Raw genomic sequence first — 12,903 nt, forward strand, 5'->3', positions numbered from 1 at the left:
CCGCTGCACATAAGACGCACAACCCTTACATTCGGTGCATACTGAAGCCGGGATGTACCGGCCAGATCAGCTCCTGCATAGGAGCACCAGTTACAGAGGAAGAGGACTATTTTTGGCTCAAATTTGTTCATCAGTCACCTCATCTTACTTACGTCAGTAACATTATATTTATTACGCAGCAAAAGCTGCCCTTATTTCTGCCAGTATCTGATCCATGGTAAAATGTTTTCCATTCATTGCACCGCTCGGACAAGCCGCTACACAGGTGCCGCATCCTTTGCAGAGCGCCTGATTAACTACGGAAACCCGTTTCTCTTCGTCTTTTTTGACTGCACCATAGGGGCAGGCCATTTCGCAAACGCGACAACCGCTGCATAGTTCTTCCCTTACCTCTGCGACAGCAGCCTGGCCTTCAATGCTTGTACGCGTCAGCACAGCAAGGGCCTTAGAGGCAGCAGCCTGGGCTTGAGCAATACTCTCATCTATAAATTTAGGGCTGTGGGCAGTGCCGCACATAAAAATACCGTCTGTTGAGAAATCTACCGGTCGCAGTTTCATATGTGCTTCAAGAAAAAATCCGTCTTCATTAAGGGGAACCTTGAGCATCTGTGAAAGAGGCTTGTTGCCCGCCGGCGGCACTGAGGCAGCAGCCAGACAGACCAGATCGGCATCGATTTCGAGTCTCTGTCCAAGGATCGGTTCTGTGGCGGTTAATCTCAGGAATGACTTTCCGTTTTCTGTTATAGAATGAATATCAGGGGAATCTTCCGGCTGGTATCGGATGAAAATGACGCCCTGGTCAGAAGCTTCCTTATAGTAATCTTCCTTAAAACCGTATGTTCTCATATCTCTGTACAGCACATATACATCCATTTCCGGTTTGAGTTTCTTAAGCTGGAGTGCGTTCTTTACCGAGTGGGAGCAGCAGACACGACTGCAATATTGTCTCTCGTCATTCCTTGATCCCACGCACTGGATAAAGACCGCGCTATCGCATTCTTTCAACCTATTGCTGTCTTTTTCTATTTTTTCGTCAAGTTCAAGAAGAGTCATGACCCGGTCATCTTCGCCATAAAGATATTCATTAGGCTTCAGTTCTTCAGCGCCTGCTGCAACTATTGTTATGCCATGTTCGATTTCTTTCAGGGCTTCTCCATTACCTATCCTGATCCCGGATATAAAGTTTCCCACATATCCTGAATATTCTACCAGTTCGGCATTTGTCGAGATTTCTATCAGATCGCTGGCATAGACCTCATCGACAAGTTTTTTTATCATGCTTTGTACATCCGCTCCTTCCAGTGTTACGGGGATTCTTTTTGATAAGCCGCCCAGTGACTCTGTTTTCTCGATAAGGTGGACCTTTATGCCCTGATTTGCCAAAGCGAGACTGCTTGTCATTCCCGCAATACCGCCTCCTATAACCAAAGCTTCGGGAGTAACGTTGTAAATTGCTCTATGCAGAGGTTGGAGCAGCAATGCCTTCGATGCTGCCATTCTGATAAGGTCTTTCGCTTTTTCCGTTGCAACTTCCTTTTCGTTCATGTGAACAAAGGAACACTGTTCCCGGATATTGGCAAACTGGAAGAGGAATGGATTCAAGCCGGCTTCCCTCAACGCAGCCTGAAATACCGGTTCATGTGTTCTCGGAGTACAGGCAGCTACTACTACACGGTTAAGCCCCTGCTTTCTGATTGTTTCTGCCATGTGGTTAACGGCGTCGACAGAGCAGGCAAAAGTTTCTTCTTTCGAATGGACCACGCCAGGGAGTCCCTTTGCATATTCCACAACCTGGGGAACGTTTACTACCTTGGCGATGTTGGTGCCACAGTCGCAGACGAATATACCTACACGTGGCGGTTCGCCAGCAGTGTCGCGCTCCTCGGGATAAACTTTTTCTTCCATCAGGGTGCCGCGCTCCTCACAGAGGAGCTGTGAAGCTAAAGATGCAGCGCCGCTTGCCATTGTAACGGCATCGGGAATATCCATGGGCGCGTGGAAAACACCGCATGAGTATATGCCGTTTCTTGAAGTTTCCATAGGTGAGAAAGCAGGGCTTTCGCAGAAACCGTGTTCATTGAGTCCTATGGAAAGTTTCTCGGCAAGTTCCCTGTTGCCTTCAGTTGAGTTAAGTCCCACTGAGAGAACGACGAGATCGAATTGCTCGTCCTTAACCTTGCTGTCGTCTGTGCGGTATCTGAGAATAATATTTTTATTATCCGGGTCTTCACCGACAATGGATGTTTTGGCCCATTGGTAGCGGACTCCGGGCATATTTTTGGCTCTTTCGTAGAACCGTTCAAAACCTTTGCCATAGGCACGGATATCGTTGTGAAGTATAACTGCCTCAATCTCCGGGTGATGTTCTTTTGAAAGAATGACTTGTTTTGTAGCGTACATGCAGCATACCGCGGAGCAGTATGTACAATTGGATGTTTCATCCCTTGAACCGACACATTGAATCCATGCTATCTTGTGTGGTGTCCTGTTGTCGGAGGGGCGAAGGATTTCGCCGCCATTAGGTCCTGAAGCGCTGATAATACGTTCAAACTCAAGACTGGTGACCACGTTCGAGAATCGATGGTATCCATACTGACTCTGTGAATACGCATCGAAAATTTCGTATCCCGGCGCCAGGATGACGCTTCCCACTTCAACGGTTGTCCTCTTCGGTTGCATATTGAAGTTTATTGCTTTACTTTTGCAAGTGGGAACACATATCTGACATATCTTTCTCTGCAAAAAAAGGCAGTGGGCTGCATCAACCATAGAAACCGCGGGTACTGCCTGGGGGAAGTGGACATGAATACATTTCTTCTTTGCGAGACTTTCATTGTAAACATCGGGCACATAAATCGGGCAGTATTCGGCACATGTGCCGCACCCTGTACATTTTTCTTCATCAACATAACGGGGTTCTTCATAAAGATGGACCTGAAAATTTCCTGCCTCACCTTCCAAACCCTCAACATGCGTATTCGTAATAATCGAAATATTGGGATTCGATGCGCATTCTATGAACTTAGGGGACAGGATACACATGGAACAGTCATTGGTGGGGAATGTCTTATCCAGTTGTGCCATTTTGCCGCCAATGGCAGGTCCCTTATCGACAAGATATACCTTGAACCCGGCAGCAGCCGCGTCCAATGCAGCCTGTATGCCGCCGACGCCTGCGCCAACAACCATAACAGCACCAATCTTTCCTTGACTTACGGGAATCTCACTTACGCTAATCTCATTAGACATGTTAGACATAATCTCTCCTGTTCTAATCCTCTATCAGGTACAAAGGATTTTCCATGATCTATATTACTTCGTCAACTATCTCTGAAATATCCCGCACATCCAGGACATCTTCCTTACCCAGGGTGAGGACGCTGTCCTTGAAGTTAAGAATACAGTATGGACAAGCTGTTACAAGGACTTCAGCCCCCAGTTCAAGGGCCTGCTCTACAAGGGTATCTGAAAAGCGCTCTCCTTTTTTGGTTTCCATCCAGATTCTCGCACCGCCTCCGCCGCAGCAGAGACTGTTTTCTCTGGTATTTATCTCATCCATGAGGGTCAGACCTGGAATGCTTCCGAGAATGCTTCGCGGTTCATCATAAATCCCGTTGTGACGTCCCAGATAACAAGGATCGTGATAGACAACTTTTTTCGGAAAGGGTTTTTTAAACGTCAGTTGACCTTCACCTGCGAGACGGGACAAATATTGGACAAGGTGGACTACATTAAATTCTCCACCTAAAGCAGGATACTCACTCTTGAAGGTGCTATAGCAGTGAGGCGATGTGACGACGATTTCCTTAACGCCGGATTCATTAAATGCATCGATATTACTCTTTGCAAGTTTCTCAAAAACATCGAAGTTTCCCGCCTTTCGAACACTCTCGCCGCAACAACTCTCTTTGGCGCCTATAATGCCGAAATTAGCCCCTGTCTCTTTAAGTATCCTGGCAGTGGCTCGTGCAATGTTTCCCATTTTGGGATCAAACGCCGGTGTGCAGCAAGAAAAATAGAGCGTCTGAGTTTCGCCGCCAACCGGAGGAATGGCAAGATCACGAGCCCAATTTGCCCTTTCTTCTCTTGCTCCGCTCCAGGGGTTACCCGAATTTTTTAGACTCCCTATGGCGTTTTTCAGGCTCGCCGGGACAGCACGGGGGACGCTATCGATGGTGATGTTGCGGACAGCGCGTATAACATCGGTGATGGCTACTCCCCGAGGGCAACGGCTGACGCACATGTTACACGTCGAGCAGAGCCACCAGTCTTCCTCCCCAAGTTCCACCAGCCCGAACTTCGACTCGGTAATCTTCTTGTGGGGCATGAAGGTCCTCACGTTGTTCCAGGGACAACTGGCGGTACACAGGCCGCATTGAAAACACTTGCGGAACATTTCCCCGCCGGCGTCTCTGATCATTTCAATGGCTTCTTTAAATGGTGCTACTGTCTCCACTTTATCGCCTCCTCATTCATCACTGCTTGATTCATTCTGCAAAAACCTGATTCTGCTCATAAATTTAAGGGATACTGACTGTAAAAGCCTATCCTTCGGCAGCAACCCCTTCCAAAACTGTAATTTCTTCCACATCTAAGTCTATCTGGTAAATAACCTTGTTGGTCTTCATGTCGACGATAAGCCCTCCACAAGAACTGCTGTAAGTTTCGCTCAAAATCATTCTTGCATCTTCCTCAGAGACCTCTTTGGTTTCCCCCCCAGCGTAATAATAATGAACCTTGACGGTTCGTTCCTTTAAAGCATCTTCCAGGGTCAGATCCGGCTCAAGCATTTCCATATATCACCTTAATGACAGCAAATGTGCGCAGCAACCCGCAGAACAACCTTCGTTTGTAACGGTCAGCTTAAGAGCCTCCCGTATTACTTTAAATTGACTTTTCTTGGGATCGATTACTGCCTTTCTTGATACACCGTTGATAATAAATTTTATCGCCAGCATTCCCAAATCCCCTTTTTGAAATTGAACACATCGTTTTTCTTTACCCATTCATTTCAACCAGGTTCCAGATAAATTCATGTGTTAATAGAAATTACTATAAAGGCGAATTAAGTTTTAATCAAATCAAATTATTTTATGAATCTATTAATGCTCTTAATAGCAATGTCCTTACAACACATTCCTCCATTTTGTATATCATTTTCGCCTTCTACTCAAATAGTCATGACCTCCGGCAAAGCCTGGGGCTTGCCGTTAGCCGGCGGTCATATCGCAAACGGAAAAAATCAAACAATAACGACAATGTTACACAAATTATGCCCAAGGAAACTGATTATGATACGCCCATCCGGCCATGCTTTAAATGTATGTTTTTAGGTTCATCAGGTTCAGCGTAGTTGTTTGAAATGTCTTGTTTTCTGAAGAGAGGCTTCGCGGTTTTTGCCAGAAGCTATATCTTTCTTTATGATACCAAATAGTTTTGGGCAAACAGGAATGCAATCGCTTTTAAATACAAAATCTACTGCAAAAATAAAACCTGAATACCCCTGCCTTTGATGTTTCGGCAGGGTGTTCAGGCTTTATCTATGCAGTAGTTGTGGGAAGCCAGTTTATTTCCACCGGATTATACAAGACCGTATTAGTCATCGGGGCCGAGACAAATTCGAGGATAGCCAACTGGGAAGATCGTGGGTCCTGTATCGTCATCGGAGATGGCGCCGGCGCTGTCGTGTTACAGCCGACCTTACCGGAACACGGTATTTTATCGATGTGTCTTGGCGCTGAAGGGTCAGGGGTCAAACATCTGTATACACCGGCAGGCGGAACCCGTATGGCTGTGACTGCCGAAAATATTGCGGCCAATATGCATAAAGTAAAATGGATGGGCAGGAAGTTTTTCAATTTGCCATGCGGATGTTGCCAAAGGTGACTGAGCAGGCGCTGGAAATGGCCGGCATCAGCAAGGAAGAAGTTGCGCTGATCATACCGCACCAGGCCAATCTGCGGATTATCGAGGCGGCAGCCCGTAGAATGGACCTGCCTATGGATAAGTTCATGGTGAATGTGGATCGATACGGCAACACATCCTCTGCATCCATACCGATTGCGCTGCATGAAGCATTGGAGAATGGCCGGATCAAATCGGGCGATGTGGTGGTACTGGCAGGCTTTGGGGCGGGGTTAACCTGGGGCGCGATTGTAATGAGGTGGTAAGGACTGGCCAAATAAGTGAGGCAATCGGGTGTCTGACCAAAACAAAAACACACGACTTCAGTCCATAATAAACAAAATTCACGCATGACAACAAACATCCAAACCTCGCATTTTTCGGTCATATTCAATTGACATACAAGTCTGATCTTTTTATACTTCCTTCAATAAGAAGCAATGTCTTATCAAATCAAAAAAGGGAGGAAATAATGTCAAAAACCAGAATTATCGGTGCAGTTTTTCTGTGCTGTATGATAGCTTCCACACTTGCATTTGGCGAGGCGATTAAAACACAAAATCCCTATGAAAGCGCGATTACCACAGCACGTAGCGAAATCTGGCAAGCCATAAACAGCGGCAAATGCGGGAGCGCTACCACTGCCATAATGGTCAATGGCAAGGTCGTTTATGCCGAAGGCTTTGGCATGGCAAACAGAGAGAAGAGTATCCCTGTAGATACGTCTACACTCTTTAATATCGGCTCTATCAGCAAGGTGTATGTTGCAACTGCGATCATGCTGCTTGTTGATGATGGCAAGGTCTCGCTCGATAAGCCGGTCATATACTATCTTCCGGAATTCAAGATGGCTGACGATAGATATAAGAAGATCACCGTAAGAATGCTATTGAACCACGTATCAGGCATACCTGGGACTGAGGGTTCTAATTCCTTCGGATTTAAATATGATAACAATATAAAGCAGGAAACAATCAATACTTTAGCCCGCGCGCATCTTAAACATGCACCGGGAGCAATGGCGGTGTATTGCAATGATGGGTTTACATTGGCGGAAATGATAGTGGAACGGGTAAGCGGGAAAAAATACATCACTTTTCTTAATGAAAGGATATTTGGGCCGCTGGGACTGAGAAATACCGGTATGGGCGTGGGTGAGATCAAGGGTAAGTCTGTGGCATTGTATTATGACCCTACAACCGGAAAAATTCATCCGCCTGAAATACTCTCGATCTTAGGTGCCGGTGGGTTGTCATCAACTGCCAAGGAACTCTGCCGTTTTGTGGATACTTTTTCAGCGGAAAACAAACTCTTGAAGAAATCATCTCTTGATGAGATGAAAAAGGCGCAGCCTTCAGCGTTCTGGGGCAAGCTAAGAAATCCTGAAATTTCGGTTGGGTTAGGCTGGGATCTTACAGGCCTTCCTCGGTATGATGCGGCCGGAGTTCAAATATTAGGTAAGAGCGGCGGCACTGGAAATTACTCCTCGATGGTTTACACGGTTCCTGACAAAAGAATATCTGTTGCTGTCATTGCTTCCGGAGCTGAAAGTGGTGCGATGAAAATAGCGCTGGATATATTGGATGCGGTACTGGTTGAGAGAAAGCTCATTCCAAAAGAAGAGAAAGCTGTCTTGGTACCGCCGGAAGCGCAGAAATTGCCGCAAGATTATGCTGCCTTCAGCGGATATTATGCCAGTGGTTCTGCATTAGGCCAGGTAGTGTTTGATGCGGATAAAAACAGCGCCACCTTATACAGTTTCAAGGAACAGGAGAAAACACCGACAATTACACTTGTTTATAATAATGGCTATTATCACGATACCAAAGGCAACCGTTTCTATTTTACCAATATAGACGGAGAAGGCTATTTAGTGAACTGTCCGTCAATAGCCAGGATCGATACGATCAAGATGCAAAAAGTAAAGCCGATAGAAAAACCGCAAAGTCTCAAGATCGATATGGCCGGCAAGGTTTGGCTGCGGCGTAACGTTTCTCCTTTTGAGTCGATTATGGCTTTGGAATCGCATTTTATAAAATCATTGTTGTACAAAGACCTGCCTGGATATGTGTTTTTTCAGGGTGTCAAAAGGATCGATTCCCCTGAATTTGCGGGTATGCCCTTTGACTCTATCCGCGACCAGACAGAACTTACCCTTTTTAAAAAAAATGGGGCCACATGGGCATGGGTTTCGGATTTGTTATACAGCCCGGCAGAGAGCGCTGTTGCATTAAGAACCGGAGAGAATACCGTAAAAATAGGGGGCGATGGATATAACGAGTGGCTGACAGCAAATGAAGATATGGTCTTAAGTTTTACAAAACCTGAACTGGGGAGAATAATCATATTCTCTTCCGACGATACCTCGACCTATGATAGCGCGCTCGATACAGGTGATGCGTATGCCGCCAAGGGTAATTATATTGAATTCGCAGGTTTTACAAACGATGTTTTTACAGTCAAAGTCAAGCTTACAGCGGCAGGTGAAAAGAAGTAAAAGATTATAGCAATTGCAGCCCGAGCATGAACGAAGGCGAAGCAATCTCAAATAAAAGGTTCGTACTGTAGTGCGTGCCCACAGTACTGTGGGCACGCCGCTGAATTGACAGTTACTCTCTTTCGATCCATAATCCTCGGTTTATATTAATTCCAACTACTGAAATTTTACAGGGGTTTTTAGCAATCAGTTACTTCCTGTAATCCACACAGACAACCTTTTCAGTGTCGTAGCAGATTTTATGCGGTAATACTTATTGACTTTAATCGAGTTTCTGTCATCCTTCATAGATACGTGGCATTTCAGTAGGTAATCGATCTTATGTTTGTTGACTATCTGAATATCTTGCGTTTCTTGACAACTTGAGACCTGCAAGCGTAAGATTTAATAAATTATAGATGGAGAAATCAGTAGCTTGATAGCGGCTCAAAACAAAAAGGATGCAAAGAGACGAGAGCAGATCATATCGGAATACGGAAGTTACTTAGAAAATCATCCGTGGAATGGTGGAGAAATTCGAGATGTTTCGAACCTACCTTATCCAAAGAAAGACATTCTTGAGGCAATCACTTCGGAGATGGTTCAGGAAAGTAACAGCCAGAGGGTAGAAGTCATGAAGGCTTGCGCTATGATGCTTGCTGATTTTCAAGAAAATGTTGGTCCAAAACCCTTGACAATGTTTGGCTTAAGTAGTACCGATATACTTTCAATGCTTTCGGCGGTTAAGAAAGATGAGGGCGTCCTTGATGGCACAATAGATCGCCTCAAGGAGATTGCGACCAATCAGAACAAAGAAAAATATGATTCATTTAGAAAGATTGCGGATGAGGAACTTGAGCACATTAAGAAGAAGTTGATGGTGGCAGAGGAACTGAGAAAACAGATACCAGAAGAGACGAAAAATTGAGTGATGATTTTGTAAAAAGAATAAAGAATATTGGAAATCAACTAATTTTTAAGGCCCAAGATTTAAATAAATTGGCGAAAATCATTCCTGAGCAATCCAAAATACTGCGGGCATATGGAGAGTACTATAATTATGTTGCCGGTGAATACGAGCGCTTACCCTCTAAGGATGTAAATGTTAGTGATTCACTCAAATTTAGTTTGGGTGATCTGGAGAAGACGTTTTGTTGGACAGTACCTTCGGCTTATAAAGTCGCTATAACTGCAGCTATGGCAGCTGGTACCTCACCACAAATCACAGCAATTTTTCTTCCATATATTGATAGCAAACCTGAACTGAAACTTCTTGACAACCCTCCAGAATCTTTCAAAATCCTTAAAGCAACTGGTGAAACGATCGACAAGCTGAACAAATTAAGCGAAGGATTAGGGGGTACTTGGAGAGATGCATGTAATGCTATGGCTATGAACGATTTAAGTTCAATCAAAACAGTTGCTATCAATGCACGCACAGCATTTGACGAATTGTCTCGGCTTGTTCCTGTTGAAATTTTAAAGAAACTGGACTGGTGTGTTTTACATGAGAAAAAACCAAACAGACCTACTAGATTTGCATGGATTCTATATGGAGAAGACCTTCCTGAATCCTGTAATAAAAATCCTTCGAATGACCCATCATGGAAATCTTTCAAAATAAATTATGATGAACTCCAAAAATATGTTCATTTAAGTTCCTTACAGAAAAGCAATCTTATACAATTAGACATTATCATGAAAGCATTACAGGGAAGTATGGATCACTACCTTTATTTTGGCTATGACAGATTGATTTCAAATCTTGCATAACATAGCGCTATACAGAATACCAAAACCCTATCGGCTTTTCGTTATGCTTCATTTCACCCCGTAATTGTTAGAATATCATACAAAAGGAAAACATGTTGTAACTAACTAATATTAAGAGAGAAAGCAGGATATGTTACGTATAGCTTCCTGAAGTTCTCAGTCTGTATATTGTTTTCTTTATGCTATATTTCAAGCGGGAAACGTGATTATGAAGATGAAAAATAATTACTCCGCTGATTTAGCCACACACATTTGTGTGTAGAACGACCATCAAGAAGTATTTATTCTGTTTGACAATAAATATTCATAGGGATAGGATTTGAGAAACAATGGCCTGCAGTAGAATTATTTTATTGTCAGACATTAAGAAAAAGGAGACACAGCAATGATATTTTGGAATTATGGAACATAAAAGTAAAATAGGGAACGGACTCATATTGGTCTTGGTGTTTGCCAGCGGTATTATTATCTGGGGAGCAATGGCCTTCGCTTTACTTGCCCTGATTTTCCTACCTCTGCTATTCGGTATGGGTGCTAATACAGCATATTTGTACTATTTTGGAATTGGGCTGGTCGTAGCTTGCATTTATGGCACTCACATCTACCACAAGATGATAAGCGATGAAAAAGAAAAGATCGGTTGTATAATAACTGGAATTGTTGCTGGACTCGGTGCGGGTTTATGGTGGCCAATTCACCCCTTTATTTGGCTGTATAAGATTTATGGGAAATGGGAAGATGAGCGAAGCAGGAAAAGCGTACTGACGCATCTTGAGAACGAGCGGAAAGCCAAGACAAACAGTGTTGATCAAACGGGGACATAGACAACAAGACGATGTAGCTAATCTCCGACAACTCAGGATCTGGTGGATCCTGGTTACGTATAAAGGGAAATGAAAGATGTCTTTATCTAAAGAAGATATCAAAGAGATATATGATGGATATTCTGAAGCCCATCACGAACTCAATAGTGTAATTCTTCTTATGTTGCCATTCTGCGGTTCATTGGAAGCAGAAAACAGGGTAGCTTATGATTATGCCTTTTATGGTGTAGTCCGACGTATTTACATCATAAAAAGGTGTCTAAATAATTTTGAACGAATTAGCCCTCCTGAAAAAAATGAATATCTAGATGATGATTTACGGAGTGATTTGACGCTTTTTTTACATGCTTTCTTATTACATATTTCAGGTGGAATAGATAACTTGGCCTGGGTTTGGTTTTATACGCAGAAAATTGATGAGAAAACAGATCCTGAAAAATTTAAGGGGAATATTAATTTGTTTAATAAAAAATTTCAGAAATATCTTCATAAAGACATTATAGACAAGTGTTCAGAATTCAATACATGGTATAATTATCTAAAAAATTATCGGGACCCCATTGCTCATAGGGTTCCTCCATATATAATACCCTATACTGTTGATCCCAAAAACGAAACAGAACACCGTATGCTCATAGTTCATTTGAATTCGGTAATTGATGAAGAGGATAAAATAAATATACAGAAAAAATTAAATTTATTGAGAGATTACGAGCCAAGATACTTGCACTCTTTTATTCAAGATAAAGAAATTGTTCGTTTTCATCCTCAAGCCATAGTAGATACGAGAACTTTTTGTGAATTAGCTAAATCAGTATTTGTTTGTTTAGCAGCCAAATTTGAGAGTTAAGCCTTTAATAAATTGGGAAATGCATAGCATGCAAATACACCGGATGGCACACGACTCCAGGTGATCTGCACTTTACTATATTTCAGTTGCCAAACGTAGAGAGAACTATACGGGTTTCTAACAGTTTTTTCGGCCGAGAGATAATTTTCATATATTTTCCTATGCTGAATGTTATGATTTCAAAAAAACTAAAAAGGGGACATAATGAAGATATTTGCCAGTTTGATAGTGGCTTACATTATTACCGGTTTGGCACGAGCAATGAAGGATATTTTTAGTAGGCCAATTGATATGCCTGGGTGGGCAAGACATCCGACGTTGGGTATGCTGTTATCTGTTATACTTGGATGGCCTCTTTTATTAATGAGAGAAAGCATGCAAGGAAATGCAGGCAGAGGCTTTATATTTGGACTAATATCGATAGGCGCACAAATCATATTTATAGGGGCGATTATCTGGTGTCTAATTTCAGTTATTGTTTATTTGTTTAATTTAGTCTTTTAAAGTCATCTTCATAAAATCTATTATAAAAAGTTATCCACTTTTCAAATTCTATCAGTATACTACAATTAAAATGTAGTTTGTTCAACTATTTCAATTAATTAACCTTAGTAAACAATTGTCCCAGTATTTCAGGTGGCAATACTCACCTCGGGTCATAAATTAAAGCTGCAGATTCGTAGGTGAAGTTAATAATTTTTATGAAACACATTTCCACCTTAAGTGGTTGACACAGGGAGGATGTAGAACGCCTGCCAGACAAGCAGAAGAATTAAACATCTTGACACATTGTTTCTAAATATCTACAATAAATACAACATCATGGGGGATTAAAGGCAGTGAATAGTAGATGGTGAATAGTGAATAATAATGATGATGGCAGTGAATAGGTTAGATATTCACTGAAGTAATAAAGAGGGGGTAAAAATATGGCAACAAAAAAGACAAGTGCAAATCCTGAATTTCTGTACATCTCCGTAGACAAGATTATAGTGTTGGAACAGGTGAGGTCGAGCATCAATATTGAAACAGACTCATTCAAATCGCTCGTACAATCCATTAAAGACAAGGGCATC

13 protein-coding genes are annotated in these 12,903 nt (G+C 42.7%); 8 read left to right on the plus strand and 5 right to left on the minus strand.

The window, feature by feature from the left end; genetic code table 11:
* The 5 genes from NT178_13805 to NT178_13825 all read right to left on the minus strand — a co-directional run.
* A partial coding sequence (locus NT178_13805) for a hydrogenase iron-sulfur subunit (protein MCX5813601.1) occupies positions 1-134 on the minus strand: 134 nt, incomplete at its 3' end.
* A 37-nt stretch (positions 135-171) separates the two neighbouring features.
* Positions 172-3,249 carry a CoB--CoM heterodisulfide reductase iron-sulfur subunit A family protein gene (locus NT178_13810; protein ID MCX5813602.1) on the minus strand — a complete coding sequence of 1,026 codons (3,078 nt, stop codon included), beginning with the start codon at positions 3,247-3,249 and terminating at the stop codon, positions 172-174.
* Between the two features lie 58 nt (positions 3,250-3,307).
* Complete coding sequence (locus NT178_13815) at positions 3,308-4,456, minus strand: (Fe-S)-binding protein (protein MCX5813603.1); 1,149 nt, start codon at positions 4,454-4,456, stop codon at positions 3,308-3,310.
* Positions 4,457-4,544: 88 nt separating this feature from the next.
* Positions 4,545-4,796: a hypothetical protein gene (locus tag NT178_13820; protein MCX5813604.1), complete on the minus strand. Its 252-nt coding sequence runs from the start codon at positions 4,794-4,796 to the stop codon at positions 4,545-4,547.
* A gap of 3 nt (positions 4,797-4,799) precedes the next feature.
* Positions 4,800-4,958, minus strand: a complete 159-nt coding sequence (locus tag NT178_13825) for a hypothetical protein (GenBank protein ID MCX5813605.1) — start codon at positions 4,956-4,958, stop codon at positions 4,800-4,802.
* A gap of 595 nt (positions 4,959-5,553) precedes the next feature.
* Between NT178_13825 and NT178_13830 the strand changes: the two genes are divergently transcribed.
* From NT178_13830 to NT178_13865, 8 genes are all read left to right on the plus strand, one after another.
* Positions 5,554-5,886, plus strand: coding sequence for a hypothetical protein (locus NT178_13830; protein MCX5813606.1), 333 nt, complete (start codon positions 5,554-5,556; stop codon positions 5,884-5,886).
* The gene (locus NT178_13835) at positions 5,835-6,170 is read left to right on the plus strand and encodes a mercuric reductase (protein MCX5813607.1); all 336 of its coding nucleotides are present in this window, start codon (positions 5,835-5,837) and stop codon (positions 6,168-6,170) included. The genes NT178_13830 and NT178_13835 overlap by 52 nt, the downstream gene beginning before the upstream one ends.
* Before the next feature lie 206 nt (positions 6,171-6,376).
* Positions 6,377-8,401, plus strand: coding sequence for a serine hydrolase (locus NT178_13840; protein ID MCX5813608.1), 2,025 nt, complete (start codon positions 6,377-6,379; stop codon positions 8,399-8,401).
* Positions 8,402-8,816: 415 nt separating this feature from the next.
* Positions 8,817-9,308: a hypothetical protein gene (locus NT178_13845; protein ID MCX5813609.1), complete on the plus strand. Its 492-nt coding sequence runs from the start codon at positions 8,817-8,819 to the stop codon at positions 9,306-9,308.
* Positions 9,305-10,153, plus strand: a complete 849-nt coding sequence (locus tag NT178_13850) for a hypothetical protein (GenBank protein MCX5813610.1) — start codon at positions 9,305-9,307, stop codon at positions 10,151-10,153. The genes NT178_13845 and NT178_13850 overlap by 4 nt, the downstream gene beginning before the upstream one ends.
* A gap of 401 nt (positions 10,154-10,554) precedes the next feature.
* Positions 10,555-10,977 carry a hypothetical protein gene (locus NT178_13855; protein MCX5813611.1) on the plus strand — a complete coding sequence of 141 codons (423 nt, stop codon included), beginning with the start codon at positions 10,555-10,557 and terminating at the stop codon, positions 10,975-10,977.
* A 76-nt stretch (positions 10,978-11,053) separates the two neighbouring features.
* Positions 11,054-11,827 carry a hypothetical protein gene (locus NT178_13860; GenBank protein ID MCX5813612.1) on the plus strand — a complete coding sequence of 258 codons (774 nt, stop codon included), beginning with the start codon at positions 11,054-11,056 and terminating at the stop codon, positions 11,825-11,827.
* A 204-nt stretch (positions 11,828-12,031) separates the two neighbouring features.
* Positions 12,032-12,331, plus strand: coding sequence for a hypothetical protein (locus tag NT178_13865; GenBank protein MCX5813613.1), 300 nt, complete (start codon positions 12,032-12,034; stop codon positions 12,329-12,331).
* Positions 12,332-12,903: the final 572 nt, after the last annotated feature.

This window comes from Pseudomonadota bacterium (assembly GCA_026388255.1).
In the GTDB taxonomy this organism is placed as follows: domain Bacteria; phylum Desulfobacterota; class Syntrophorhabdia; order Syntrophorhabdales; family Syntrophorhabdaceae; genus JAPLKB01.

Bases quoted from the DNA above. Each gene is read 5' to 3' on its own strand.
- NT178_13840 (MCX5813608.1), top strand. From the start codon at position 6,377: ATGTCAAAAACCAGAATTATCGGTGCAGTTTTTCTGTGCTGTATGATA.
- NT178_13835 (MCX5813607.1), top strand. From the start codon at position 5,835: ATGGATGGGCAGGAAGTTTTTCAATTTGCCATGCGGATGTTGCCAAAG.
- NT178_13810 (MCX5813602.1), bottom strand. From the start codon at position 3,249: ATGTCTAATGAGATTAGCGTAAGTGAGATTCCCGTAAGTCAAGGAAAG.
- NT178_13865 (MCX5813613.1), top strand. From the start codon at position 12,032: ATGAAGATATTTGCCAGTTTGATAGTGGCTTACATTATTACCGGTTTG.
- NT178_13825 (MCX5813605.1), bottom strand. From the start codon at position 4,958: ATGCTGGCGATAAAATTTATTATCAACGGTGTATCAAGAAAGGCAGTA.
- NT178_13820 (MCX5813604.1), bottom strand. From the start codon at position 4,796: ATGGAAATGCTTGAGCCGGATCTGACCCTGGAAGATGCTTTAAAGGAA.
- NT178_13855 (MCX5813611.1), top strand. From the start codon at position 10,555: ATGGAACATAAAAGTAAAATAGGGAACGGACTCATATTGGTCTTGGTG.
- NT178_13860 (MCX5813612.1), top strand. From the start codon at position 11,054: ATGTCTTTATCTAAAGAAGATATCAAAGAGATATATGATGGATATTCT.